General features: G+C 69.6%; 21 protein-coding genes and 2 riboswitches. Of the genes, 8 read left to right on the top strand and 13 right to left on the bottom strand.

What is annotated here, in order from left to right; translation table 11 throughout:
* Nucleotides 1-40: 40 nt before the first annotated feature.
* Nucleotides 41-232, top strand: a riboswitch (cobalamin riboswitch).
* 107 nt (nucleotides 233-339) lie between these two features.
* Genes cobG through cobJ form a run of 4 tightly spaced genes read left to right on the top strand, consistent with a single transcriptional unit; the run spans nucleotide 340 to nucleotide 4,781 of the window.
* A complete protein-coding gene (gene cobG, locus ABD05_RS14220; protein WP_279613281.1) occupies nucleotides 340-1,719 on the top strand; it encodes a precorrin-3B synthase in 1,380 nt (459 codons plus the stop codon).
* Entirely contained in the window at nucleotides 1,712-2,338 is a 627-nt protein-coding gene (locus tag ABD05_RS14215; RefSeq protein ID WP_047900672.1) for a precorrin-8X methylmutase, read from the top strand. The genes cobG and ABD05_RS14215 overlap by 8 nt, the downstream gene beginning before the upstream one ends.
* Complete coding sequence (locus ABD05_RS14210; RefSeq protein ID WP_047900671.1) at nucleotides 2,335-3,069, top strand: precorrin-2 C(20)-methyltransferase; 735 nt, start codon at nucleotides 2,335-2,337, stop codon at nucleotides 3,067-3,069. The genes ABD05_RS14215 and ABD05_RS14210 overlap by 4 nt, the downstream gene beginning before the upstream one ends.
* The gene (cobJ, locus tag ABD05_RS14205) at nucleotides 3,066-4,781 is read left to right on the top strand and encodes a precorrin-3B C(17)-methyltransferase (RefSeq protein WP_047900670.1); all 1,716 of its coding nucleotides are present in this window, start codon (nucleotides 3,066-3,068) and stop codon (nucleotides 4,779-4,781) included. The genes ABD05_RS14210 and cobJ overlap by 4 nt, the downstream gene beginning before the upstream one ends.
* 6 nt (nucleotides 4,782-4,787) lie before the next feature.
* Here cobJ and ABD05_RS14200 read toward each other — a convergent pair whose 3' ends face one another.
* Nucleotides 4,788-5,990 carry an MFS transporter gene (locus ABD05_RS14200; protein ID WP_047900669.1) on the bottom strand — a complete coding sequence of 401 codons (1,203 nt, stop codon included), beginning with the start codon at nucleotides 5,988-5,990 and terminating at the stop codon, nucleotides 4,788-4,790.
* Nucleotides 5,991-6,084: 94 nt separating this feature from the next.
* On the opposite strand from ABD05_RS14200, the gene ABD05_RS14195 reads away from it, so the two are divergent.
* Entirely contained in the window at nucleotides 6,085-6,987 is a 903-nt protein-coding gene (locus ABD05_RS14195; protein WP_047900668.1) for a LysR substrate-binding domain-containing protein, read from the top strand.
* A 267-nt stretch (nucleotides 6,988-7,254) separates the two neighbouring features.
* Nucleotides 7,255-8,610: a chitinase gene (locus tag ABD05_RS14190; RefSeq protein WP_047900667.1), complete on the top strand. Its 1,356-nt coding sequence runs from the start codon at nucleotides 7,255-7,257 to the stop codon at nucleotides 8,608-8,610.
* A 177-nt stretch (nucleotides 8,611-8,787) separates the two neighbouring features.
* On the opposite strand, the gene ABD05_RS14185 is transcribed toward ABD05_RS14190, so the two are convergent.
* The 4 genes from ABD05_RS14185 to ABD05_RS14170 all read right to left on the bottom strand — a co-directional run bounded on the left by ABD05_RS14185 (nucleotide 8,788) and on the right by ABD05_RS14170 (nucleotide 13,471).
* Nucleotides 8,788-9,531, bottom strand: a complete 744-nt coding sequence (locus ABD05_RS14185; protein WP_047900666.1) for an IclR family transcriptional regulator — start codon at nucleotides 9,529-9,531, stop codon at nucleotides 8,788-8,790.
* Nucleotides 9,532-9,584: 53 nt separating this feature from the next.
* Nucleotides 9,585-10,751, bottom strand: a complete 1,167-nt coding sequence (locus ABD05_RS14180; RefSeq protein WP_047900665.1) for an acyl-CoA dehydrogenase family protein — start codon at nucleotides 10,749-10,751, stop codon at nucleotides 9,585-9,587.
* Nucleotides 10,752-10,878: 127 nt separating this feature from the next.
* A complete protein-coding gene (locus ABD05_RS14175; protein ID WP_047900664.1) occupies nucleotides 10,879-12,180 on the bottom strand; it encodes a CitMHS family transporter in 1,302 nt (433 codons plus the stop codon).
* 127 nt (nucleotides 12,181-12,307) lie between these two features.
* A complete protein-coding gene (locus ABD05_RS14170; RefSeq protein ID WP_047900663.1) occupies nucleotides 12,308-13,471 on the bottom strand; it encodes a CaiB/BaiF CoA transferase family protein in 1,164 nt (387 codons plus the stop codon).
* Between the two features lie 276 nt (nucleotides 13,472-13,747).
* Here ABD05_RS14170 and ABD05_RS14165 point away from each other — a divergent pair, with 276 nt between their 5' ends.
* Together ABD05_RS14165 and ABD05_RS14160 are read left to right on the top strand one after the other, a co-directional pair.
* Nucleotides 13,748-14,008, top strand: a complete 261-nt coding sequence (locus ABD05_RS14165; protein ID WP_047900662.1) for a hypothetical protein — start codon at nucleotides 13,748-13,750, stop codon at nucleotides 14,006-14,008.
* A 150-nt stretch (nucleotides 14,009-14,158) separates the two neighbouring features.
* Entirely contained in the window at nucleotides 14,159-14,581 is a 423-nt protein-coding gene (locus ABD05_RS14160; RefSeq protein ID WP_047901216.1) for an NUDIX hydrolase, read from the top strand.
* Between the two features lie 21 nt (nucleotides 14,582-14,602).
* Here the strand turns inward: ABD05_RS14160 and ABD05_RS14155 are convergent, their stop codons facing one another.
* The 8 genes from ABD05_RS14155 to ABD05_RS14120 form a co-directional block, all read right to left on the bottom strand.
* Complete coding sequence (locus ABD05_RS14155; protein ID WP_047900661.1) at nucleotides 14,603-14,929, bottom strand: low molecular weight protein tyrosine phosphatase family protein; 327 nt, start codon at nucleotides 14,927-14,929, stop codon at nucleotides 14,603-14,605.
* A gap of 32 nt (nucleotides 14,930-14,961) precedes the next feature.
* Nucleotides 14,962-15,534 carry a DUF1993 domain-containing protein gene (locus tag ABD05_RS14150; RefSeq protein ID WP_047900660.1) on the bottom strand — a complete coding sequence of 191 codons (573 nt, stop codon included), beginning with the start codon at nucleotides 15,532-15,534 and terminating at the stop codon, nucleotides 14,962-14,964.
* A gap of 172 nt (nucleotides 15,535-15,706) precedes the next feature.
* The gene (locus ABD05_RS14145; RefSeq protein ID WP_047900659.1) at nucleotides 15,707-16,159 is read right to left on the bottom strand and encodes a YaiI/YqxD family protein; all 453 of its coding nucleotides are present in this window, start codon (nucleotides 16,157-16,159) and stop codon (nucleotides 15,707-15,709) included.
* An 82-nt stretch (nucleotides 16,160-16,241) separates the two neighbouring features.
* Entirely contained in the window at nucleotides 16,242-16,850 is a 609-nt protein-coding gene (locus ABD05_RS14140) for a vWA domain-containing protein (protein WP_047900658.1), read from the bottom strand.
* Between the two features lie 68 nt (nucleotides 16,851-16,918).
* Complete coding sequence (locus ABD05_RS14135) at nucleotides 16,919-18,004, bottom strand: magnesium chelatase ATPase subunit I (RefSeq protein ID WP_047900657.1); 1,086 nt, start codon at nucleotides 18,002-18,004, stop codon at nucleotides 16,919-16,921.
* Complete coding sequence (gene cobN, locus ABD05_RS14130) at nucleotides 18,001-21,810, bottom strand: cobaltochelatase subunit CobN (protein ID WP_047900656.1); 3,810 nt, start codon at nucleotides 21,808-21,810, stop codon at nucleotides 18,001-18,003. The genes ABD05_RS14135 and cobN overlap by 4 nt, the downstream gene beginning before the upstream one ends.
* Before the next feature lie 6 nt (nucleotides 21,811-21,816).
* Nucleotides 21,817-22,896 carry a cobalamin biosynthesis protein CobW gene (cobW, locus tag ABD05_RS14125; protein ID WP_047900655.1) on the bottom strand — a complete coding sequence of 360 codons (1,080 nt, stop codon included), beginning with the start codon at nucleotides 22,894-22,896 and terminating at the stop codon, nucleotides 21,817-21,819.
* Nucleotides 22,897-22,922: 26 nt separating this feature from the next.
* Nucleotides 22,923-23,981: a HoxN/HupN/NixA family nickel/cobalt transporter gene (locus ABD05_RS14120; protein ID WP_047900654.1), complete on the bottom strand. Its 1,059-nt coding sequence runs from the start codon at nucleotides 23,979-23,981 to the stop codon at nucleotides 22,923-22,925.
* Nucleotides 23,982-24,170: 189 nt separating this feature from the next.
* A riboswitch (cobalamin riboswitch) is annotated at nucleotides 24,171-24,434 on the bottom strand.
* Nucleotides 24,435-24,491: the final 57 nt, after the last annotated feature.

Genomic DNA, 24,491 nt, shown 5'->3' with positions numbered 1-24,491 from the left:
CGGCTTTCCGGTCGCGAACCGCGGTCGAAATCGGGTATCCTACGGCCGTTCGTTCGCCGGTGCCCCTCGGGGCCGAAGAGGGAACACAGGGCGCGCCGCGCGCCGCTGTGGCTGCCCCCGCAACTGTAGACAGCGAGCCGATCTCCCCCCTCACGCCACTGGTTCGCCCGGGAAGGCCGGGAGTCGGCGCCGACCTGTCAGCCAGGAGACCTGCCGGCCAGAAAGTGCGTGCGTGCCAGTCGGCGTCGGGCGGGGTGTACCGATGCGTTGGCCGCGGCGCGACACTGTCCCGGTACCCCGTTGAGTCCCGCCCCCGATTCGATTCCTGCGTCGCCTGTCGTGCGCCCTTCGGCCTGCCCGGGGCTCATGCGCGTCGTTGCGGCCGCCGACGGCGGGCTGTGCCGGATCAAGCTGCCGGGCGGCCGGCTCGATGCCGCGCAGGCCCGCGCGATCGCCGCCGCCGCGCGTGCATACGGCTCCGGCGCGATCGACGCGACCAATCGTGCGAATCTCCAGCTACGCGGCATTCGCGACGGCGCGGCCGACGCGCTGACGCGCGCGTTGCTCGACGCGGGGCTCGGCCCGCGCGCCGATGCCACCGCGAACTCGACCGCGGATTCAACCGCCGATGCGGCCGCACTCGCCGCGAGCGACGACGTCCGCAACGTGATGCTCAGCCCGCTCGCCGGACACGATCCCGCGGCGCTCATCGACAGCCGCGCGCTCGCCGTTCCGCTGCTCGACATGCTGGCAAGCGAGCCGCGCCGCGGCGAGCTGTCGCCGAAATTTTCGATCCAGCTCGACGGCGGCGAATCGGTCGCGGCGCTCGATCATCCGCACGACATCTGGCTCGCCGCATGGCGCCGCGACGACGGCGCGGTGCGCATCGCGGCCGGGCTGGCCGGTTGCCCGCCGATTGCATTCGACGATACGCCTGCCGCGGTCGATGTGTCGCCCGACCAGAGCGTCGCGCTCGTCCGCGCACTGCTGCTCGCGTTCCTCGATCTCGCGCCGGCCGACGTCACGCGGATGCGTGCACTGCTCGCGACGTGCGGCGAACGCGCGTTACTGGATCGCGCACAGCACTACCTGCCCTTCCCGCTCACTGCCGATCCCGCGCTCGCCGGCTGGCGGCGCATGCATTCCGATTCCGCACTGCGTTTCGGCGCGCGTCCGTCGCTCGACGCAGCGCGTTGCAGCATCGGTGCGCAATTCGCGCTCGGGCGGCTCGACGCGACGCAACTGGAACGGCTCGCCGCATTGGCCGAAGCCGATGGCGACGGCACGTTGTCGATGACGCCGTGGCAAGGCATGTTCATCCACGGCGTGTCGCACGCACGCGCACCCGCCATGCTCGATGCGCTCGCATCGCTCGGCCTCGTGTGCACATCGTCGGACCCGCTTGCGACGCTCGTCGCGTGCACCGGTAGCGCGGGCTGCGCGAAAGCGCACGCCGACACGAAACACGACGCACTCGCGCTCGCTGCGCGCATCGGCCGTCCGGTCGACGTGCACCTGACCGGCTGCGAGCGCCACTGCGCGCTGCCGCATCCCGCGACGCACACGCTCGTCGCGGTTGCGCCCGCGCACTACGACCTTTACCGGCGCGACGCCGCCGCGGGCCTCGGCGCCCCGCTCGCGCGCCATCTGACGATTGACCAGGCCGCGGCCCGCCTCACGGGCGCACGGCATAGCCAGGACACCACCACCGATGCTTGACTACATTCGCGACGGGCAGGAAATCTACCGCCAGTCGTTCGCGACGATCCGCGCCGAGGCCGACCTGTCGCAGGTCCCGCCCGATCTCGAGAAACTCGCGGTGCGCGTGATCCACGCGTGCGGGATGGTCGATGTCGTCTACGACCTGCGCTTCTCGGCCGGCGCCGGCACCGCGGGCCGCACGGCGCTCGCGGCCGGCGCGCCGATCCTGTGCGATGCGAAGATGGTTGCCGAAGGCATCACGCGCGCACGGCTGCCGGCCGGCAATCCCGTGATCTGCACGCTCGGCGAACCGGAGGTGCCCGATCTCGCGCGGCATCTCGGCAACACGCGCTCGGCCGCCGCGCTCGAACTGTGGCGCCCGCATCTCGCGGGCAGCGTCGTCGTGATCGGCAATGCGCCGACCGCGCTGTTCCACCTGCTCGACATGATCGACGCCGGCGCGCCGCGCCCCGCGCTGATCCTCGGATTCCCGGTCGGCTTCATCGGCGCGGCCGAATCGAAGGCGATGCTCGACGCCGACAGCCGCGGCGTGCCGTACGTCGCGCTGCTCGGCCGGCGCGGCGGCAGCGCGATGGCGGCCGCCGCGGTCAACGCGCTCGCGACGGAGGCGGAATGACGACCGCGCGCGGACGCCTGTTCGGGGTCGGCGTCGGCCCCGGCGACCCTGAACTGATGACGATCAAGGCGCTGCGCGTGCTGCAGGCGGCGCCCGTGGTCGCGTATTTCGTCGCGAAGGGCAAGAAAGGCAATGCGTATGGCATCGTCGAAGCGCACCTGCTCGATACGCAGACGCAACTGCCGCTCGTCTATCCGGTGACGACCGAAGCGCTGCCGCCGCCGCTTTGCTACGAGACGGTGATCGCCGACTTCTACGATACGGCCGCCGAAATCGTCGCGGCGCACCTCGACGCGGGCCGCGACGTCGCGGTGATCTGTGAGGGCGACCCGTTCTTCTACGGCTCGTACATGTACCTGCACGACCGCCTCGCGCCGCGCTACGACACCGAGGTCATCCCGGGCGTGTGCTCGATGCTCGGCGGCACGGCCGTGCTCGGCCAGCCGCTCGTCTATCGCAACCAGAGCCTGTCGGTGCTGTCGGGCGTGCTGCCCGAGCATGAGTTGCGCGCGCGGCTCGCGCAGGCCGACGCGGCCGTCGTGATGAAGCTCGGCCGCAATTTCGACAAGGTGCGGCGCGTGCTCGACGAACTCGGGCTCGCGAAACGCGCGCTGTACGTCGAGCGCGCGACGATGGCGAGCCAGCGCATCGTGCCGCTCGACGAAGTCGACCCGATGGCGTCGCCGTATTTCTCGCTGCTCGTCGTGCCGGGGGAAAAATGGCAAGGATGACGACTCCGCCCGCGATCGTGATTCTCGGCGCCGGCGCGCTCGACACCGCGCGGCGCATCCAGGCGCGCTACCCGGGCGCCCGCGTGCACGGGCTCGCGTCCCGCGTCGATGCCGACGAGCCGTTCGACGAACTCGGCGCACACCTGCGCGAACTGTATGCGCGCGGCTTGCCGATCGTCGCGCTGTGCGCGGCCGGCATCGTGATTCGCTGCCTCGCGCCCGCGCTGGCCGACAAGGGCGTCGAGCCGCCGGTGCTCGCGGTCGCGGAGGACGGTTCGGCCGTCGTGCCGCTGCTCGGCGGGCTGACGGGCGTCAACGTGATCGCGCGCGAACTGGCCGATTGGCTCGGCGTCGCGCCGGCGATCACGACGAGCGGCGAACTGCGCTTCGGCGCATGCGTGCTCAATCCGCCCGAAGGTTATGCGCTCGCCGATCTCGCGCAGGGCAAGCGTTTCGTGTCCGACCTGCTCGCGGGCGCGTCGACGCGCATCGACGGCGCGGCGCCGTGGCTCGACGATGTCGCGCTGCCGCGCGACGATGCGGCCGCGCATGCGATCCGCGTGACGCCCGATGCCTGGCGCGGCACGCAAGACGAACTCGTGATCCATCCGCGCAGCGTGGTGGTCGGCGTCGATGCGCAAACCGTGCACGCGGACGAAGCGCTCGCCGCGCGCATCGAAGCCGCGCTCGACGCACAAGGCCTCGCGCGGCTGGCGCTCGCGGCCATCGTCGCGCCGGCATCGGAGATCGGCGAAGCGGCGCTGGAGGAAACGGCGCAAACGCTCGGCGTGCCGCTGCGCTTCGTCGATGTCGATGTCGACCCTCACGCGCAAGCCGATGCGGCCACGCTGCTCGGCCGCGCATTGCGCGTCGCGCACACGTTGCGCGCAGTATCGAACGGCCTTGCGTGCGCAGTCGCGTCGCATCCGGTCGATCCCGCCACGCTCGGCCGTGCGCGCGGCCGCCTGACGGTGCTCGGCCTCGGCCCGGGCGGCGCCGCGTGGCTCACGCCGGCGGCGCGCGCCGCGCTCGCGGATGCGACCGACATCCTCGGCTACACGACCTACGTGAACATGGCCGGCCCGTTCCGCGCGGACCAGCGCGTGCACGGCACCGACAATCGCGAAGAGATGCAGCGCGCGCGCCATGCATTCGAGCTCGCGGCCGAAGGCCGGCGCGTCGCGGTCGTGTCGTCGGGGGACCCCGGCGTGTTCGCGATGGCTGCGGCCGTGCTCGAAGCGCTCGACGAAGCGCGCGATCCGCAATGGGCGAAAGTCGACCTGCGCGTGGAACCCGGCATATCGGCGTCGCTCGCGACGGCCGCGCAAGCCGGCGCGCCGCTCGGCCACGACTTCTGCGCGATCTCGCTGTCGGACAACCTGAAGCCGTGGGACGTGATCGAGACGCGCCTGCGGCATGCGGCACAAGCCGATCTCGTGATGGCGTTCTACAACCCGATCTCGCGTGCGCGGCCATGGCAGCTCGACCGCGCGCTCGATGTCGTGCGCGCGCATCGTGCGGCCGAGACGGTGGTCGTGCTCGGTCGCGACATCGGCCGGCCGGGTGCGACGCTCGCGACGACGACGCTCGGCGCGCTGCGCAGCGACCAGGTCGACATGCGCACGATGGTGATCGTCGGCTCGTCGACCACCCGGCGTTTCGCGATCGACGGCGGACGCGAGTGGGTCTATACGCCGCGCTGGTATCGCTGAACGCGGTCAGCGCGTGAATCCGGCGCCGCGCACGTCGGCATGCCCGGTACCGACTGCGCTGCCGGTTCGCCAGAACCGGTACACGAGCACGCCGACGATCGCTTGAGCAACGACGACGAACGCGACGCAGCCGGCCCACCCCCACCGATGCCAGCCGGGCACTGGCAGGATCGACCCGAGACTGCCGCCGAAGTAATAGCAGGATAGGTAGATGCCGATCGCCGTCGAGCGTGCCGTCGAAGCGGCCTGCGAGATGAACGCGTTGGCCGACGCCTGTTCGATAAACACGGCGGTCGAGCTGAGCGCGAGGCCGGCCAGGATCGCCGGCACGCTGTCGGACAACGTCAGCAATGCACCGCCGATCGCGAATGCCGCAGCCGCGAGCCCCGGTGCGCGCGGGCCGCGATGCCGCGCGACGCGCCCCGCAAGCGGCGTGACGACCACCGCCACCAGGAAGACCGCATAGATCGCGCCGATCCCGACCGTGCCGAAGCCGAACGGCGCGCGGGCAAGCCGCAAGCCGACGAACGTGAATGTCGCGACCTGCGACGCGAGCACGCACGCGCCGATCGCGAACGACGCGAGCAGCGGGCCGCGCGTGACGATGCGCCATGACGGCCCCGCATCCGCGTCGTGGCCGGAACGCCGCGCGATCGCGCCGGCGGCCGGCAGGCTCGCGTAGATCGCGACGCCCGTGACGAGACACAGCGCCGCGACGATATCGAGCGCGTGCCGCCAGCCCCACATCGACGTCAGCAGGTTGGTCGCGAAGCGCCCCGCGAAACCGCCGAGCGTCGTGCCCGCGACGAACAGCGCGCCGATCTCGGCCGACGTGCCGCGATCGAAGCGCTCGCCGATAGTCGCGATCGACAGCGCGAAGATGAACGGCATCAGCAGCCCGGCGGCAAAGCGCGCACCGAGAAACGACGCGAAACTCGCCGCATGTGCGGACCACACGACCGGCAGCGCGACCGCCACCGCCGCGAGCGAAATCGCGACGCGCCGCTCGATGCGCGCAGCCAGCATGCCGACGAACGGCGCGATAATGGCGACGGCCGTCGTGGTCGCGCTCACGCCCTGCCCCGCGCGTTCCGCGCTGACGCCGAAGGTCGCCGCGAGTTCGTGCAGGATGCCCTGCGTCGAATAGAGATTGAGAAACGCGGCGAAGCCGCAAAGAAAGAACGCGATACGCGTGATCCTGTCGTTCATCGGGGCTGCCCTGTCATCGATGCCGACAGTCTGACGAGCGCGCCGCACGCGCGCCAATACCGTTTTCATCGCCATTGATACCGGAACGACAACAATGCTCGACCTGCGCCGCCTTCGTTATTTCGTGGTCGTCGCCGACGAACTGCACTTCGGCCGCGCCGCACTGCGCTTGCGTGTCGCGCAGCCGCCGCTGACGCGCCATATCGCCGCGCTCGAAAGCGAGCTCGGCGTCCGGCTGTTCGAGCGTTCGACTCGCGCGGTGCGGCTGACGCCGGAAGGCACGCTGTTTCTCGAGCATGCGCGCCACGTCGTCAGCGCGGCCGCCGAGGCGGAGACGAGCGCGCGCAAGATCGCGCAAGGCATCGCCGGGCGCATCGTGATTGGTTATGCGAGTTCGATTCCGATGTCCGACACGTTCCCGGACGTCATCCGCGCCGCGAGCCGGACGATGCCCGACGTCGAGCTCGCATTCCGCGAAGCGGCGACCGCCAGCCAGCGCCAGCAGATCGCAGACGGCACGATGGACATCGGCTTCGGCTGGGCGTGGGACGGCGCGCCCGGCGTAGCGGTTGCGTCGCTCGTCGCGTCGCGCGAACCGCTCGTCGCGGCCGTGCCGGCCGGCAATCCGCTCGCGGGCCGCGCGAGCGTCAGCGTGGCGGAACTCGCGGACGAAACCTTCGTGACCTTTCCGACCGGCTACGGTTCGGCATTCACTGCAGCGCTGGACGACCTGTGCACGCAAGCCGGATTCTCACCGCGCATCGGCGCGACCGCTGCGCAGATCACGACGCTCGTGTCGCTGGTGGCCGCCGAACGCGGCATCGCGATCGTGCCGGGTTTCACCGCGACGCTGCAGCGTCCGGGCGTTATCTACGTGCCGCTCGCCGGTGCGCGCGCGGTCGAGCAGATCGTGTCGTGGAGCGAGCCGTTTGCGTCGGCGTGCGTCGAACGCTTCGTCGCGCTCGCGTGCTCGCTTGTGCAGCCTGCATCGACGTAAGCGACATAGGCGACATAAGCGACGCGCATCGGGCTTCGCGCGATCGGCACGATCGATCGGGAAAATCGCCCGCCCGATGCGTTGCGCAACGGTGTCGAATCGGCAAGATCGTTACGTATCGGGAATCAAATAACAAAAAGAACTCCTGACTATTCACTATTCGACGCGAATCCTCCAAGATGGGCACGCCGCCGACCGGGCATGCCCGATCGTCCGCCCGGCGGCGATACGCGGGCCAGCGTATCCCTCTTCCACTTGGAGAACACAATGAACAACAATGTGTTGCCGCGTTTCATCCCGCGCGCGCTTGCCGCGGGCTGTCTGCTCGCCGCCGCGAGCGTGTCCCAGGGCGCCGGCGTCTATGCGCCTTTCGTCGACGTGACGCTCTATCCGACGCCGCTCGTCGACCAGATCGGCGTCCGGCAAGGCATCCAGCAGTTCACGCTCGCGTTCGTGGTCGCGGGCAACGGCTGCGCGCCGTCGTGGGGCGGCGTGCAGCCGATCGGCAACGGTGCGAGCGGCGGCCTGCTGACCGCGCTGTCGACGTCGATCGCGAGCTACCGCGCGAAAGGCGGCGAAGTCGCCGTGTCGTTCGGCGGTGCGAACGGCACGCCGCTGATGCAGGCGTGCTCGACGGTTCCCGCGCTGAAGACCGCGTACCAGACCGTGATCGACACGTACGGCCTCACGCATATCGACTTCGACATCGAAGGCGCGTCGCAGCAGGACACCGCTGCGGTCGCGCGCAACTTCCAGGCCGTCGCGCAACTGCAGTCCGACTATGCGGCGCGGGGCAAGCCGCTGCACGTCACGCTGACGCTGCCGACGATGCCGACCGGGCTCACGCAGGACGGCCTGAACGTCGTCAACGCGGCGATCGCGAACAAGTCGACGTTCGACGCGGTGAACCTGATGACGATGGACTACGGCCCCGCGAACATCGACATGGGCGCGGCCGCGATCAGCGCCGCGCAGGCGCTGTACGCGCAGCTCGATACGGCGTTCAAGTCGGCGGGCCAGCCGAAGACCGGCGCGCAGCTCTGGCAGATGGTGGGGGTGACGCCGATGATCGGCGTGAACGACGTGCAGGGCGAGACCTTCACGCTCGCGAACGCGCAAAGCGTGCTGAACGCGGCGGTCAACAACGGCTACGGGTTCTTCGGCAACTGGTCGGTCGGCCGCGACCAGCCGTGCCCGAACAACGGCGCGTATGCGTCGCCGACCTGCTCGGGCGTCGCGCAGCAGCCGTACGCGTTCGCGGCGATCTTCCGCAAGCTCGACGGCAAGTGGGGCGCGGGCGTCACGCAGGACCCGAACTACGGCGGCGGCTCGGACGGCGGCACGCCGCAGCCGGGCGCGCCCTGGGTGGCCGGCCAGGTCTATACGGCCGGCGAGACGGTCACCTACCAGGGCACGACGTATCAGGCGCAATGGTGGACGCAGGGCGACGTGCCCGGCCAGGCGGCGGTGTGGAAACCGGTCGGCGGCGGCTCGCCCGTGTGGTCGGCCACGACCGCCTACCAGGGCGGCACCTGCGTGATGTACCAGGGTGCGAAGTACTGCGCGAAATGGTGGACCCAGGGCGACAACCCGAGTGCCGGCGGCGTGTGGGTGAAGTCGTGATGGTGCAACGCGCCGGCGCGTGATGCGCGGCGGGCCGTTTCCGGCGCGGCAGGATCGCACGCCGTAACGGCTCGTCATGCTTCGCCATGCAAAACACCCCAAAGGTTGGATCGGTGCCCAGCTTTTGGGGTGCAGTTCGGACTGCCGGCCCGCTGCCGGCCGTCGCGTGCCGCTGCCCTACCCGCGCGCGTGCTCGGCCAGCAGCCGCGCCTTCGCGTCGACGAGCAACGCCGCATGCGTGTCGCGATGCTGGCGGATCCGCTCGGTCGGCCCGACGACCGACAGCCCGTACCAGTCGCCGTCGAGCGTCAGCGCAACCGCGATCGCCGACAGCTCGGGCGCGCTTTCGCCGAAGTTCTCGGCCCAACCGAGTTCGCGAAACCGCGCGGTTTGCGCAACGAGCGCCGGCAGGTCCGCCACCGTCGCGTCGGTGAAACGCTCGAACGGCAACTGCGCGCCGAGCGCCTGCTGCGCATCGCCGGCGAGTTCCGCGAAGATCGCCTTGCCGATCGAGTTCGCGTGCAGCGGCCGCAGTTCGCCCGGCTGGCGCGTATAACGGATCGCCTGCTCCGATTCGACGACGTCGAGGTAGGTCACCGACAAACCCTGGATCTTGCCGAGCACGGCCGTCTCACGGCTCGCGTTGCGCAGCGCGACGAGATGCGGATGCACGATGTCGACGACGGGATCGGTCGCATCGATCGCGGCGGCGACCGTCTGCAGGCGCCGCGTCGGGTAGTAGCCGCCGCGCTTGCGCACTTCGTACAGGTAGCCGCGGCTCACGAGCGTGCGCGCCATCGCGAGGCAGCTCGACGCCGGCACATTGAGCAGGCGCGCGAGTTCGGTGAGCGGCAGCGGCCGCCGTTCGGCGGCGAACAGCTCGAACAGGTCGAGCGTGCGGGCAACGAGTTTGACGTCCATGACGAGCGCTTGATTCGGGTCGGGAAACCGCGCGCCGGGCGGGCCGCCGCGCGTCAGTAAGACTTCGGCAGCCCGAGCACCTTCTCCGCGATGTAGCACAGGATCAGTTGCGGGCTCACGGGCGCGAGCCTCGGAATCATACACTCGCGCAGGTAGCGCTCGACATGGTATTCCTTCGCGTACCCCATCCCGCCGTGCGTCGCGATCGCCGTCTGGCATGCGTGGAACGCGGCTTCCGCGCCGAGGTATTTCGCCGCGTTCGCCTCCGCGCCGCACGACTGCCCTGCGTCGTAACGCGTCGCGGCCTTCATCACCATCAGCCACGCGGCCTCGAGCTGCATCCACGCCAGCGCGAGCGGATGCTGGATCGACTGGTTCTGCCCGATCGGCCGGCCGAACACGACGCGCTCGCACGCATACTGCGTCGCGCGGCGCAGCGCGGCCTGCCCGAGCCCGATCGCCTCCGCGGCGATCAGGATCCGTTCGGGATTCAGCCCGTGCAGCAGATAGCGGAAGCCGTCGCCTTCGTTGCCGATCAGGTCGTCGCGCGACACGCGCAGGTTGTCGATGAACAGCATGTTCGAATCGACGGCCTTGCGGCCCATCTTCTCGATCTCGCGCACCTCGACGCGCGAACGGTCGAGATCGGTATAGAACAGGCTCAGCCCGTCGGTCGGCTTCGCGACCTGGTCGAGCGGCGTCGTGCGCGCGATGATCAGCATCTTGTTCGCGACCTGTGCGGTCGAGATCCAGATCTTGCGCCCGCTCAGCACGTAGTGATCGCCGTCGCGGTGCGCCTGCGTGGTCAGGTGCGCGGTGTCGAGGCCCGCGTCGGGTTCCGTTACCGCGAAGCAAGCCTTGTCGCGCCCGGCGATCAGCGGCGGCAGGAAGCGCGCCTTCTGCGTGTCGTTGCCGAACACCTGCACCGGGTTCAGCCCGAAGATGTTCATGTGAACGGCCGATGCGCCGGACAGGCCGGCGCCCGACGCGCTGATCGTGCGCATCATCAGCGCGGCCTCGGTCATCCCGAGCCCGGCGCCGCCATGGGCCGGGTCCATCGCGATGCCGAGCCAGCCGGCCTCGGCGAGCGCCGCGTGGAAATCGGCCGGAAACCCGCCCGCGCGATCGCGTTCGAGCCAGTAGTCGTCGCCGAAGCGTTCGCAGATTTTCTCGATCGCGCTTTCGATCGCGCGCTGGTCGTCGGTCAGGTCGAACTGCATGGACTGCTCTCCCGAAAAAGGTGAACGGCCGCGCCGTTCTCAAGAAAACGCAGAGCCGCCCCGAGGATTCCGCCCCGAAGGAAATCCCCTCGGGGGGCCGGGCGCGACGCGACGGGTCTGGCGGCACTCATAACGGAAACACGCCCGTCGCGACCGCGGCGAAGACCATCAGCACGGTGGCGGCGAACAGGAACGGAATCGTGAATTTCTGGTGCTCGGCGAGCTCGACGCCGGTCAGGCCGACGATCAGGAACGTCGCGGGCGTGAGCGGGCTCACCGGAAAGCCCGTCGTCATCTGGCCGAGCAGCGCGGCCTGCGCCATCTGGATCGGCGGCACGCCGAGCAGCTTGCCGCTCTCCGCGAGCACCGGCAGCACGCCGAAGTAGAACGAATCGGGGTCGAACAGCAGGCTGAGCGGCATCGACAGCAGCCCGAGCACGAACGGCATGTGGCGCGCATGCTCGACCGGCACATGGGCGACGACGACTTCCGCCATCGCCTTCAGCATCCCGGTGCCGGACATGATGCCGGTGAATGCGCCGGCCGCGAGCAGCACGCTCGCCATCATCAGCGCGGCCTTCGCATGCGCATCGATCCGCTCGCGCTGGGCCTGCACGTCCGGGTAATTGATCACGAGCGCGGCGACCGTGCCGAGCATGAACATCACCATCGGGTCGACGATGCCCGACACCAGCGTGCCGAGCACGACGAGCGTCAGCGCGAGATTGATGCGGAAGCGGCCCGGCCGGCGCAGCGCGCGTTCGGCGTCGGTCAGCTCGCGCGGCGCGACCGCAAGCGACGCCGCGCCGGCGCGATCGAGCCCGAGCCGTTTCGCCTCGCGCACGCCGAGCACGTACGCGGTGCCGAACACGAACACGAGCCCGACGATCTGCACCGGAATCATCGGCATGAAGATCGCCGAGCCGGGAATGTGCAGTGCCGCCGACGCGCGCAGCATCGGCCCGACCCACGGCAGGAAGTTGACGCCGGCCGCCATCGACGCCACGCACGCGAGGATGCGTCGATCCATCCCGAGCCGCGTATAGAGCGGCATCATCGCGGGCAGCGTGACGAGAAACGTGACGGCGCCCGAGCCGTCGAGATGGATCAGCAGCGCGAGCAGCGCCGAGCCCATCACGATGCGCGGCGGATGGCAGCCGATCACGCGCAGCACGCCCGCAATGATCGGGTCGAGCATTCCCGCGTCGGTGAGGATTCCGAAAAATAGAATCGCAAAAACGAACATCCCGGCGATCGGGCCGATGTTCTGTACGCCGTGCACGATGAACTTGCCGGTCGTCAGCCCGAAACCGGCCGCGAGCGACGCGGCCACCGGCACGACGATCAGCGCCACGAGCGGCGACAGCCGCTTCGTGATGATCAGGCCGAACAGCGCGACGATGGCGATCGCGCCGATCCATGCGAGCATGATGCGTCTCCTCTTCAGCCGGTGCGCCCGTGCGCGGGCCGGCGTGGTGTTCGAATGTCGTGTGCGCCCCGCGCGGCCGTGTGTCGCCGTCGGGCGCACGGCACGGGGGTGCCGGCCGCGATGCCGGTCAGTCCCGGCGGGTGTCGTGATCGTTATCGGCGTCGGCAAAAACCTGCGCCGCATGTTCGTTCAGCGCGGGCGGCGGCAGCCGGTACGTGGCCGGCGTGCGGCCGAGCTTGATCGGCGACGCGATGCCGCGATGCCGGCCCAGCTCGACCTTCATCCCTCGATGCGCGACATGCGGATGGTCGAGCGCCGCGTCGAGCCCGAGCACGGGCGCGCACGGCACGCCGCGGCGCATCAGTTGCTCGGTGAGCGCCGCGCCGTCGTGTCCGGCCAGCGCCGTTTCGAGCAGCACGCGCAGTGCGGCGCGGTTCGCGCTGCGCGCACGGTTGTCCGCGAAACGCGGATCGCCAGGCCAGTCGCGCGTGCCGAGCACGTCGCACAGCGCCGCGAACTGCCCGTTGTTGCCGACCGCGAGAAAGATGTCGACGGTGGCCGTCGGAAAGCTGTCGTACGGCGTGATGTTCGGATGCGCGTTGCCGGTGCGAACGGGCGCGTTGCCCGAATGGAAGTAGTTCGGCGTATGCGGATGCAGGATCGACAGCGCGCAGTCGAACAGCGTCGACTCGACGAACTGGCCGCGGCTGCTCGCATCGCGCTCGCGCAGCGCCATCAGCACGCCGAGTGCCGCGTTCAGCCCGGTGACGAGATCGACGATCGGCACACCGACGCGCAGCGGCGCGCCGCCGGCTTCGCCATTGACGCTCATCAGCCCCGCGAGCGCCTGCACGGCCGCGTCGTAGCCGGGCAGCCCGCCGAGCGGGCCGTCCGCGCCGAAGCCCGACACGCGGCAATAGACGAGGCGCGGAAACCGCGCATGCAGCGCGTCGAAACCGAGCCCCCAGCGCTCCATCGTGCCGATCTTGAAGTTTTCGACGACTGCATCGGCATGTTCGAGCAGGCCGAGCAGCCGCTCGCGGTCGTCCGGTTGCGACAGGTCGAGCGCGACGCCGAGCTTGTTGCGGTTCACACCGAGGAAGTACGACGCGGTGTCGCCGTCGAACGGCGGGCCCCATGTGCGCGTCTCGTCGCCGGACGGCGGTTCGACCTTGATCACTTCCGCGCCGTGGTCGGCGAGGATCTGCGTCGCGTACGGGCCGCCCAGCACCCGCGACAGATCGACGATGCGCAATCCCGCCAGCGCGCCCTGCTGCTCCCGTTCCGCCATGCGTCTCGCTCCTGGTTCCGGTTGATCGGACTGCCGGTTCCGGCAGGCCGGCGCCTGCGGCGCGACTTTCCGGATTCGATGAATAATTCTTGTGCGTGAATTTATATTCACACTCAGGAATTACGTTGTCAAGCCCGGATGCATCCGGACGAAGCGCGGATAACGCCACCGGACGCAAGTGGGGACGACACCGAACGCGGGCCGGTTGCGGCGTCGCCCCGCCGTTCGTTAAGCTGACGAAAATCGTTCATCTCGAAAAAATCAGGCGGAATATTCATGAAACGGATCTTGCTGGCTGCCTTCATGCTGGCGTCGACGCTGGGCGTCGGACACGCGCAAACCCAGACTTTCCATTTCGGCGAAGGACAGACACAGACGCCGGGCGCCGCGCCGCAGGGCGCCACGCCGGCTGCACGGCCCGCGCCCGCGCCCACGCGCCGGCACGCGACGTCGCCGCATCACCGGCGCGCCGTTTACAAGGGCCGCCGTCCACGCCACGCGAAGCCGACGCGCAGCGGGATCTACACGCACGCGTAACACCGCTCAGGCGGCGCGACGCCATGCACGGAACTGTCACGAACGGCCGGTAAGATCGCTGCGGCAGCTTGCATGCCGTCGCGGCCCGCTGCCGGATCACGCATCGCCTACGCACCATTTCTCCACGATTCAGCACCTGTTTTGCCGAACATGAGTACCGGGCCGGATACCCTCGCCGTCATCAAGGAACGCGCCACGATCGTGTGCCGCCAGCGCAGCAGCGTGCTGCTGGTCGCCCGCACCGCGTCGCGCTGGTCGCTGCCGGGCGGTACGATCCGGCGCGGCGAGACGCCGCTCGAGGCCGCGCAGCGGGAACTCGCGGAGGAGACGCGGCTGGAGGGGCTCGCGCTCGACTACGCGGTGCAGTTCGGCGGATTGACGAAGCTGCATCACGTGTTCGTGGCCGACGTGCCCGCGCACCTGACGCCGCGTGCGAGCAACGAGATCGCCCGCTGCAAGTGGTTCACCGTCGACCGGCTCGACACGCTCCGTGCGAGCGTGCCGACGCGCAAGATCATCGAGTTGCTGCGCCTCGACTGCTTTTCGGCGATTGCGGACGGCCCGCTGCGCTGACGCCGATGTCGGCTGCGCCGGTCACGCGCGCAGGAACGGGCCGGCCTTGCGTTCGAGCAGCACGACGAGTTCGGGCTGCATGAACGCGTAACGGTCGGGGATATCGAGGCAGACGATCTTCTTGTGCTTTAGCTGCGCGCCGAATTGCGCCGACAGCCTCGCCTTGTGCGCGCGCTCCATCACGAAGACGATTTCGGCCCAATCGAGCTGCTCGGCGCACAGTCGCGTATCCGCGTCGGGCGCGAGGCCCGCTGAGTCGGTTTCGACGCCCGGCCACGCGGCGAATACCGCTTCGGCCGTCGGGCTGCGCAGCCGGTTGCGGCTGCAGATGAACAGTGCCCGCGTCATGCCGCTTCGCGGCCAGTCGGCCCGCTCACCACTCACCCTTGCGGAATCGTGCCGGGCCGCACGTACGCGAGCATGTGCGGCACGTAGTCGGCCTTGCCGAGTTCGACGCCGTGATGGCGCAGGATCGCGTACGCGGCGATCGCGTGGAAGTAGAACTGCGGCAGCGCCCAGTCGCGCGCGTATTGTTCGCCTGTCATGTCGAACGCGATTACGTTCGGGAATTCGAGCGCGATCGGCCCCGCGGCGCCGCCATCGAGCGCATCCGGTGCGAGTTCACCGAGAAACGCGAGCGTGCTCGCGATGATCGCCTGCGCATCGCTCAGCGAGCCGGGCTGCGCATCCGCATTCCATCCGGCTTCGCGCAATGCCAGCAGCGCAGCCGGCAGCGGCTCGCCGCGCAGCCGGTAGACCGGCTCCATCGCCTGGAAACACGAGAAGCGTACCTGTGCGGCGAGCGGATACATGTCGGCCGCCAGCTTTAGCGTCATCGCCGCATCGGGCTCGTCGCCCGCGGCCTGCCGGTGCGCGACAGCCTTGTCGAGCCACGCGGACTGCGCACGCAGCATCTGGGTAAACGTCGGAACGAGAAGTTGAGTCGGTGACACGCGTGCGCTCCTGTGTAGTGGTTCGCGCCACGATATCAGCGTCGGCAAAAAACTGCATTCAGACCAGGGTGGCGCGCACGATCCGATGCGGATCCGGCGCATGGCCGCATGGCGCGTGCGAGCGTTTCCGTATGCGGAACGGTCGATTGCGCGTGGCCGCCGAAACACGGCCTTACGGCTTGCCGTGTCGCGCCAGGAACCGGTCGAGCTGCGACGCAAACGTCTTGCCGTCGCGCGCGCTGAACGGCGCCGGCCCGCCCGTGTCGATGCCGGCGCTGCGCAACTGATCCATCATCGCGCGCGTCGACAGGCGTTCCTCGATGTTCTCGCGGCTGAACCAGTTGCCGCGCGGGTCGAGCGCGTGCGCGCCCTTGTCGAGGACGGCGGCGGCCAGCGGGATGTCGGCGGTGATCACGAGGTCGCCGGCCTCGGCCAGCTCGACGATGCGCGCGTCAGCGACGTCGAAGCCGGCCGGCACCTGCACCGCCTTGATGAACGGCGACGGCGGCGTGCGCAAAAACTGGTTCGCGACCAGCGTCACGCAGATTTCGGCACGACGCGCGGCGCGAAACAGCATGTCCTTGATGACGGCGGGACACGCGTCGGCATCGACCAGTACTTGCATGGCGGGTTTTCCAATGGGGAGAAGCAGAAGCGGCGATCATATCGCACCGCCGGCCGCGGCCTTGCGCCGGCACTCGGCCCGATCAGCCTGCGAGGTCCGTGCAAAGCGCGTCGGCCATCACCCACTGCGCGCCCCACGCAGCGGCAAGCCGTGCGCCCTGCCCGATCCGCACGGCCGCGTCGTCGAAGTCGACGAACACGACGTGATCGGCCGCCGCGGGTTTCACCGGCATTTCGCGCGTGCGCCCGTCGGACAGCACCCACAGCCAGCGCTGCTTGTCGGGCGTGCGCCGCGCATCGCGCGCGAGCAGGTTCGCGGCAGCCGCGATGCCGTCGGCAAGCGGCGTGCCGCCGCCGCCGTCGACCGGTTCGAGCCAGCGCGCGTTCCACCAGCGCGGCACGGCCGGGCCGAAGCGCCGCGCGGCACCGTTGCCGCCGAAGCAGATCAGCGCGGTTTCGGCGCGGTCGCGCGCCGCGCGATCGAAATACGCGACGATCAGCCCCTTCGCCAGCGCGAGCCGGTCGTGCGACAGCATCGACGCCGAACAGTCGAGCACGAAGCAATGCAGCACATGTGGCGTGCCGACCCGTTTCCGGAAGCGCAGATGGCCGTGGTGCAGCGAATCGCCGCGTTTCGCGGCGAGCGTCGCCGGCCACGCAACGGCCGTACCGGCACGTGCCGTGCCCGGCACGCGCGCGGCTGCGCCTGATTGCCATCGAGGACCGCGAACGGCGTTCGCGGCGGCGCCTGCTCGATGGCTCAGCGTTTTTTTAGCGGCAGCGGCACCACGCTTTTCACGTCGCGCAGCCCGGCGGGTTCGGCCGGCAGGTAGCCCCAGTCGCCCTGCGATGCCGTGGTGTCGTTCCTTGTCGCTCCCGGTTGGTCACCGGGCTGCTGGCGCGCATCCGGCGGCGAGCGATCGTTGCGATCGTCACGTTCGCGGTCCGACTGCGACGCTCCCGACGATGGCGGCGTACCCGCATGGCGCCGATGCCGCAGCACCGCTTCGGCCACGCGTTTCACGTGCGACACCGTCACCGCATCGGCCCGTTCCAGCGCGGCGAGCGCGCGCGCGGCGCGCAGCATCACGAGATCGGCGCGCAACCCGTCGACTGCCGCATCGATGCACAGCGCGCTGACGCGCGCATGAACCGCATCGTCGAAATCGAGCATCGCCAACCGCGCTCGCGCCGCATGAATCCGGTCGCCGAGTTCGCGCTGCGCGGATGCATGACGTGCGCGGAACGCATCGGGATCGAGATCGAATGCAAGCCGCGCCTTCACGATCCGCTCGCGCTGCGCGGCATCGAAGCAGTTCTCGAGCTCGACCATCAACCCGAAACGGTCGAGCAACTGCGGCCGCAGCTCGCCTTCCTCGGGATTCATCGTGCCGACCAGCACGAAGCAGGCATCGTGCGCGTGCGATACGCCATCGCGCTCGACGATGTTCACGCCGCTCGCGGCGACGTCGAGCAGCGTATCGACGAGCCCGTCGGCGAGCAGGTTCACTTCGTCGACATACAGCACGCCGAGATGCGCGCGAGCCAGCAGGCCCGGCCGGAAGCGTACGCCGTTCTCGGCCAGCGCATGCGCGAGATCGAGCGTGCCCGTCACCTGTTCGTCGCTCGCCGACAGCGGCAGCGTGACGAACTGCCCTTCGGGCAGCAGCTCCGCGAGGCCGCGCGCGGCGGTCGATTTCGCGGTGCCGCGCGGCCCGCTCACCAGCACGCCGCCGAGCGACGGATCGATCGCGGCGAGCAGCAGCGCCTGCTGCAACGCATCCTGCGCGACGAGCGCCGCAAACGGAAAGACCGCGCGGGCGCGGTGCATCGTCGGATCGGTCATCGCCGTCCCCCTTCCTGGAGTTGTTCGCTCGCGAGCCAGACCGCTTCGATCCGTTCGCGATAGTCGCCCGGCTGCTGCCACAGGCCGCGCTGCATCGCCTCGACGAAGCGCTCGCAGATGCCGTGCAGCGCCTTCGGGTTGTGGCGTTCGAGGAACGCGCGCGTGTCGTCGTCGAACAGGTAGGCGTCGGCGACGAGCGCGTACTGGTGATCGGACAGCACGCGCGCGGTCGCGTCATAGCCGTACAGGTAGTCGACGGTCGCGGCCATCTCGGCCGCGCCCTTGTAGCCGTGGCGCTTCACGCCGTCGAGCCATTTCGGGTTGACGACGCGCGAGCGGATCACGCGCGCGATCTCCTCGCGCAACGTACGCATCTTCGGCGCGGCCGGGTTCGCATGGTCGCCGTGATAGATGCTCGGCTGCTGCCCGGACAGGTGCCGTACGGCCGCCGTCATCCCGCCCTGGAACTGGTAGTAGTCGTTCGAATCGAGGATGTCGTGCTCGCGGCTGTCCTGGTTCTGCACGACGACGTCGATCGTCGCCAGCCGCTCGCCGAACACGTCGGGTGCGGCATCGCCCGCGCTGTTCTGCGCGTACGCATGGCCGCCCCACTGGCGGTACGCATCGGCGAGATCGGCGTCGCTCTGCCAGCGGCGCTGGTCGATCAGGTCCTGCAAGCCCGCGCCGTAGCTGCCCGGCCGCGCGCCGAACACGCGCCAGCCGGCGCGGCGCCGTGCTTCGTCGGGCGCCACGCCCTGCGCGATCCATTTCGTGCGTTCGCGCTCGATGCGTGCGCGGACCGGGTTCAGTTCCTCCGGTTCGTCGAGTGCGGCGACGGCCTGCACGGCCGCGTCGAACAGGTGCATCAGGTTCGGGAACGCGTCGCGGAAGAAACCCGAGACGCGCAGCGTCACGTCGATGCGCGGCCGGTCGAAGATCTCGATCGGCAGGATCTCGAAGTCGGTCACGCGATGGCTGCCGTGCGCCCATTTCGGTCGCACGCCGAGCAGCGCGAATGCCTGCGCGATGTCGTCGCCGCCCGTGCGCATCGTCGCCGTGCCCCACACGGACAGGCCGATCGCGCGCGGATAGTCGCCGTGATCCTGCAGATGCCGCTCGATCAGTTGCTGCGCGGATTTCAGGCCAAGCGACCACGCGGCCTGCGTCGGCACCGCGCGCGTGTCGACCGAGTAGAAGTTGCGGCCGGTCGGCAGCACGTCGGGGCGGCCGCGCGACGGCGAGCCGCTCGGCCCCGGCGGTACGAAACGGCCGTCGAGACCGCGCAGCAGCTGGCGCATTTCCTCGCAGCCGCATGCGTCGAGCGCGGGCATCAGCGTCGAGCGGACGCGTTCGATCACCGCGAGCGTATGCGGCCATTCGCCGGGCGGCGTCGCGTCGGTGCCGGGGTTGCCGCCGACGGCTGCGCACAGCCCGTCGAGCCATTGCTGCGCGAGCCGTTCGAGCCGCTCGCGCGTATCGCCCGCATGACGCCACGGCGACGCGTCGAGCGCCTGCAGGATCGCCGGCCGCGGGCCGGCCCACGGCGCGGCCCAGTCGGCCGACAGCGGATCGAAATCGTCGCCGAGCATCAGGTCGCGCGCCAGCGCGCCGATCAGCCCCGCGCGCGCACCCTTGCCGTCGCCGACCGGAAAGCGCGCGAGCGCGAGCAGCGTGTCGCGCCGCTGACGATCGGCCGGCGACACGCCGAACACATGCAGCCCGTCGCGAATCTGCGCTTCCTTCAATTCGCACAGCCATGCGTCGACGCGCGTCAGCAGCGCATCCTCGTCGCCCGCGTCGCGCGGCGGCGATACGCTCAGTTCGTCGTGCAGCCGGTGTTCGGCGATCGTCGCGAGGATCGTCTTCCTCAGCAGCTTCGCGCGCCGCGCATCGACCATCAGCGCTTCGTAGTATTCGTCGACCTGCCGCTCGAGATCCTGCAGCGGGCCGTAGTTTTCCGCGCGCGTGAGCGGCGGCATCAGGTGATCGACGATCACCGCCTGCGCGCGCCGCTTCGCCTGGCTGCCCTCGCCCGGATCGTTGACGATGAACGGATACAGGTGCGGCAGCGGCCCGAGCGTCAGGTCGGGCCAGCACGCGTCGGACAATGCGACGCTCTTGCCCGGCAGCCATTCGAGGTTGCCGTGCTTGCCGAGATGGATCACCGCGTCGATGCGATACGCATCGCGCAGCCAGAAATAGAACGCGAGATACGCATGCGGCGGCACGAGATCCGCGTCGTGGTAGCTCGCGTAGTCGTTCTCGTCGCGCGAGCGCGACGGCTGGATCCCGACGAACACGTTGCCCGCGCGCCAGCCCGCGATCGTGAAACGCCCGTGGCGCAGCGTCGGGTCGGCTTCGGGCGGGCCCCAGCGTTCGTTCAGCGCATCGCGCACGGCCGCCGGCAGCCGCGCGAAATGCGCGACGTAATCGGCCAGCGCGAAACTCTGGAACGCCGGGCGCAGCGCATGCACGGCCGCGTCGTTGGTCACGCCTTCGGTGAGCCGCGCGATCAGCGCGTCGCCGCCGGGCGGCAGGTCGGCCAGCGCGTAACCCGCGTCGCGCAGCGCCGCGAGCACGCGCAGCGCGGACGCCGGCGTGTCGAGCCCGACGCCGTTGCCGATCCGCCCTTCGCTTTGCGGATAGTTCGCGAGGATCAGCGCGATGCGCTTGCTCGCGTTGTCGAGCGTGCGCAGCCGGCACCAGCCGCGCGCGAGCGCCGCGACGAACGCGATCCGTTCGGCGTCCGGCTGGTAGCGCACGACGTCGACCTCGGTATGCGGGCAGCGATACGCAAGCCCCTTGAAGCTCACCGCGCGCGTGACGATGCGCCCGTCGACCTCGGGCAGCGCGATGTGCATCGCGATGTCGCGCGCATGCAGGCCCTGGTTGTCGGCCACCCACGCGTCGCGATTGCCGCCGGACAGGATCACCTGCAGCACCGGTGCGTCGCCGGCGAGCACGTCCGGCTCGGCGGCATCGATCGCGCCGGCCGCGAACGCGGTCGTGTTCAGCACGAGCGCGACGCCGTGCGTGTCGCAGAGCTGCGTGATGACCTCGCGGCTCACCACGTCCTTCAGCGACGTCACCGCGATCGGCAGCGGATTCAGTCCTTCCTGAACGAGCGCGTCGGCCAGCGCGTCGAACACGGCCGTGTTCGCGGCCTGCCAGTGCGCGCGATAGAACAGGATCGCGACGACCGGCGCGCCCGGCGTCCAGCGCGGCCGCCAGTCGTCGACGCTCGCGCGGTCGCGCGCCGGGTGATACAGCGCGGCGGCCGGCAGCGGGCGCGGCAGCTCGGGTTCGTCGCCGAAGCCGAGCGTATGGAAGGCGATGCTGCGCAGCAGTGCCTCGGCGTTGTGCACGCCGCCTTCGCGCAGGTAGCGCCACCACAGCCGGCACAGCTCGGGCGCGACCGTGCTTTTCGCGACGAGGTTCGGGTCTTCCTGCAGGTCGCCCGAGAACATCGCGAGCTGCTGCCCGCGCTTCGACGCGAGCGACACGGCCTGCTCGATCCCGTACGGCCAGTACGCTTCGCCGCCGAGATGATCGATCACGACCGTCTTCGCGTGGCGCAGCACGTCGTCGACATAGAAATCGACGGACGCCGGCTGCCGCAGGAACGTGACGTTCGCGAGCCGCACGCTCGGGAAGCCGGCCGGCAGTTTCGGCACGACGCTCGCGAGCAGCGACAGCGTCGTGTCGGCCGAACTCAGGATCACGATGTCGGCCGGTTGCTGGTCGATCCGGACGACGCCCTGCGTATCGTCGACGAAGCCGCCCGGCGTGGTGCGCAGCAGATGCATCGTGCGTTACGCCTGTTGCGGCTCGGCCGCGCACGCGGCGTCGAACGCGCGTTGCAGCGCGGCCGCGTCGAGATCCTCGCCGATCAGCACGAAGCGGCTCGCGCGCGTTTCGCCGTCCTGCCAGCGACGGTCGAAGTAGCTGTCGAAGCGGCGGCCGACGCCCTGGATCACGAGCCGCATCGGCGCGCCGGGCAGCGCGGCGAAGCCTTTCGCGCGGTAGATCGTGTGCGCTTCGACGACACGCTGCAGCGCGGCGATCGTCGCTTCGCGCGAGCCCGCGTCGCCCGACACGACCACCGAGTCGAAGTCGTCGTGATGGTGGTCGTGATCGCCGTCGTCGGCCGAGCCGTGATGGTCGTGGCGCAGGTGGATCGTTTCCTCCGACGCCGATTCGAGGCCGAGCAGCATTGCGAGGTCGAGCTCGCCGCGCGTCGCACGCACGATCTTCACCTGCGGCGGGATCTCGTCGCGGATCGCGGTTTCGATCTGCGCGAACTGCGCGTCGCCGACGAGATCGGCCTTGTTCACGATCACGAGATCGGCGGACGACAGTTGGTCGGCGAACAGTTCGTGCAGCGGCGATTCGTGGTCGAGGTTCGGGTCGGCACGGCGCTGCGCGTCGACGGCCTGCGGGTTTTCCGCGAACTGGCCGCTCGCGGCGGCCGGCCCGTCGACGACGGTCACGACCGCGTCGACCGTGAAGCTGTTACGGATCGTCGGCCAGTTGAACGCCTGCACGAGCGGCTTCGGCAGCGCGAGCCCCGATGTCTCGATCAGCACGTGGTCGATGTCCGCACGGCGCTCGACGAGCGCTTCCATCACCGGATAGAACTCTTCCTGCACGGTGCAGCACAGGCAGCCGTTCGCGAGTTCGTAAAGCTGGCCCGCCGCTTCGTCCTGCGCGTCGTCGCAGCCGATGCCGCAGCCCTTGAGGATTTCGCCGTCGATGCCGAGCTCGCCGAATTCGTTGACGATCACCGCGATGCGGCGGCCTTCGGCGTGCTGCAGGATGTGGCGCATCAGCGTCGTCTTGCCGCTGCCGAGAAAGCCCGTGACGATCGTGACGGGCAGCTTGCGTAGGGTCATGGAATATCCAGGTTCGTAAGGGGGAGTCAGGCAGAGATCGTCACGTCGATCTCGTCGTAGCGCTTTAACCGGTAGATCAGGGCCGACACGAGCCAGCATGCGAGGAACAGGCCGATCACGACATAGCCGAGCATGCCGAAGTGCGACGCCACCATCGACGCGAAGTCCCACACCGGGCCCTGCAGCGACAGCTTGTCCGCGAGCAGCGCGAGCACCTCGATGCCGCCGATCAGCGCGGCGACCAGCACCGACACGAAGGTGATCGTCATGTTGTAGTAGATCTTGCGGATCGGCCGCACGTACGCCCAGCGATACGCGCCCATCATCAGGATGCCGTCGGTCGTGTCGACCAGCGTCATGCCGGCGGTGAACAGCATCGGCAGCGCCATCACGGACCAGAACGACAGGCCGCCCTGCACCTGCGCCGCCGAGATGCCGAACAGCGCGATCTCGGTCGCCGTATCGAAGCCGAAGCCGAACAGGAACCCGACCGGATACAGGTGCCAGCTGCGCGACACGAGCCGGAACAACGGACGGAACAGGCGCGCGAGCACGCCGCGCTGGTTCAGCAGCAGGTCGAGATCGGCGTCGACGATCGGCTCGCCGCGCCGCGCGGCGCGAAACGTCCGGTAGACGGAAATCAGGATCAGCAGGTTCGCGATCGCGAGCACCAGCAGGAAGAACGCCGACACGCTCGTGCTGATCACGCCGCCCCACGCTTTCATGCTCTCGAAGCGCGCGAGCGACGCGGCCGTGAGCGCGACCACGACCGACATCACGATCACGACCGTCGAGTGGCCGAGCGAGAAGAACAGGCCGGCGCCGAGCGGGCTGCGGCCCTCCTGCATCAGCTTGCGCGTGACGTTGTCGATGGCCGCGATGTGGTCGGCGTCGACCGCATGGCGCAGCCCGAACACGTACGCGAGCAGCGCGGTGCCGAGCAGCACGGGCTGGCCGTGGAACGCGATGAACGCCCAGATCCACGCGCCGACGTTGAACGCGATCAACAACGAATAGATCGCGACGATCTTGCCGCGCAGCCCGGACGGGCTGTCGTTGAACAGGCGGGAAAGCGAGTCGAGCATGGTGCTCCCTTGCGAACGGTCGACATGAAGAATGCCAACACGGCCATCGCTGCGCGGCCCCGCGCGGTCCGGCCCTTCATCGGGCCGGATCATGCGCGCTCGCGCAGGCGGTCGGACGACGGGAATCGGGAAACGCTCGGGTGCCGGGCACGCTGCGTGCCGTGGACGATGCGCCGCCTCCCCGCGGCGCTGAACCCCAACGTTTAGGCCGGTATCCGGGCTGGCGAACACGCCGCTTCGCCTTCCCGGATGCGCAGGGCATCCAGTGGCGGTCGTCCGCATGCGCGCGGCATGCGGCGAAGCGGCGCTGCATCGCGGCGGGCACGATGCGTTCGCTTACCGTTGCGGGGGCAGCACAGGTTGGCTCGACTGCGACGCAGGCAGGCTCCCTGTTTCCCGTTTAACTGCGCGCGCCGGAGGGCACGCGCGAGCACCAAAACGCGTGCGAGTGTAGGTGGAGCGGGCGGGAGCGTCAAGGCGGCTCGGGCGGCCGAACGGCGTCTTGCATGG

The organism is Burkholderia pyrrocinia (assembly GCF_001028665.1).
Lineage (GTDB): Bacteria > Pseudomonadota > Gammaproteobacteria > Burkholderiales > Burkholderiaceae > Burkholderia > Burkholderia pyrrocinia.
The sequence above is the reverse complement of the archived record's forward strand: the minus strand, read 5'-3'. Positions and strand labels throughout refer to the sequence as shown.

Excerpts from the sequence above, each read along its gene's own strand:
- ABD05_RS14155 (WP_047900661.1), bottom strand. The coding sequence starts at position 14,929 with ATGACGCGGGCACTGTTCATCTGCAGCCGCAACCGGCTGCGCAGCCCG.
- ABD05_RS14165 (WP_047900662.1), top strand. The coding sequence starts at position 13,748 with ATGAAACGGATCTTGCTGGCTGCCTTCATGCTGGCGTCGACGCTGGGC.
- ABD05_RS14170 (WP_047900663.1), bottom strand. The coding sequence starts at position 13,471 with ATGGCGGAACGGGAGCAGCAGGGCGCGCTGGCGGGATTGCGCATCGTC.
- ABD05_RS14160 (WP_047901216.1), top strand. The coding sequence starts at position 14,159 with ATGAGTACCGGGCCGGATACCCTCGCCGTCATCAAGGAACGCGCCACG.
- ABD05_RS14185 (WP_047900666.1), bottom strand. The coding sequence starts at position 9,531 with ATGGACGTCAAACTCGTTGCCCGCACGCTCGACCTGTTCGAGCTGTTC.
- ABD05_RS14190 (WP_047900667.1), top strand. The coding sequence starts at position 7,255 with ATGAACAACAATGTGTTGCCGCGTTTCATCCCGCGCGCGCTTGCCGCG.
- ABD05_RS14145 (WP_047900659.1), bottom strand. The coding sequence starts at position 16,159 with ATGCAAGTACTGGTCGATGCCGACGCGTGTCCCGCCGTCATCAAGGAC.
- ABD05_RS14175 (WP_047900664.1), bottom strand. The coding sequence starts at position 12,180 with ATGCTCGCATGGATCGGCGCGATCGCCATCGTCGCGCTGTTCGGCCTG.
- ABD05_RS14135 (WP_047900657.1), bottom strand. The coding sequence starts at position 18,004 with ATGACCGATCCGACGATGCACCGCGCCCGCGCGGTCTTTCCGTTTGCG.
- ABD05_RS14120 (WP_047900654.1), bottom strand. The coding sequence starts at position 23,981 with ATGCTCGACTCGCTTTCCCGCCTGTTCAACGACAGCCCGTCCGGGCTG.
- cobW (WP_047900655.1), bottom strand. The coding sequence starts at position 22,896 with ATGACCCTACGCAAGCTGCCCGTCACGATCGTCACGGGCTTTCTCGGC.
- ABD05_RS14210 (WP_047900671.1), top strand. The coding sequence starts at position 2,335 with ATGACGACCGCGCGCGGACGCCTGTTCGGGGTCGGCGTCGGCCCCGGC.
- cobJ (WP_047900670.1), top strand. The coding sequence starts at position 3,066 with ATGACGACTCCGCCCGCGATCGTGATTCTCGGCGCCGGCGCGCTCGAC.
- ABD05_RS14180 (WP_047900665.1), bottom strand. The coding sequence starts at position 10,751 with ATGCAGTTCGACCTGACCGACGACCAGCGCGCGATCGAAAGCGCGATC.
- ABD05_RS14195 (WP_047900668.1), top strand. The coding sequence starts at position 6,085 with ATGCTCGACCTGCGCCGCCTTCGTTATTTCGTGGTCGTCGCCGACGAA.
- ABD05_RS14215 (WP_047900672.1), top strand. The coding sequence starts at position 1,712 with ATGCTTGACTACATTCGCGACGGGCAGGAAATCTACCGCCAGTCGTTC.
- ABD05_RS14200 (WP_047900669.1), bottom strand. The coding sequence starts at position 5,990 with ATGAACGACAGGATCACGCGTATCGCGTTCTTTCTTTGCGGCTTCGCC.
- cobN (WP_047900656.1), bottom strand. The coding sequence starts at position 21,810 with ATGCATCTGCTGCGCACCACGCCGGGCGGCTTCGTCGACGATACGCAG.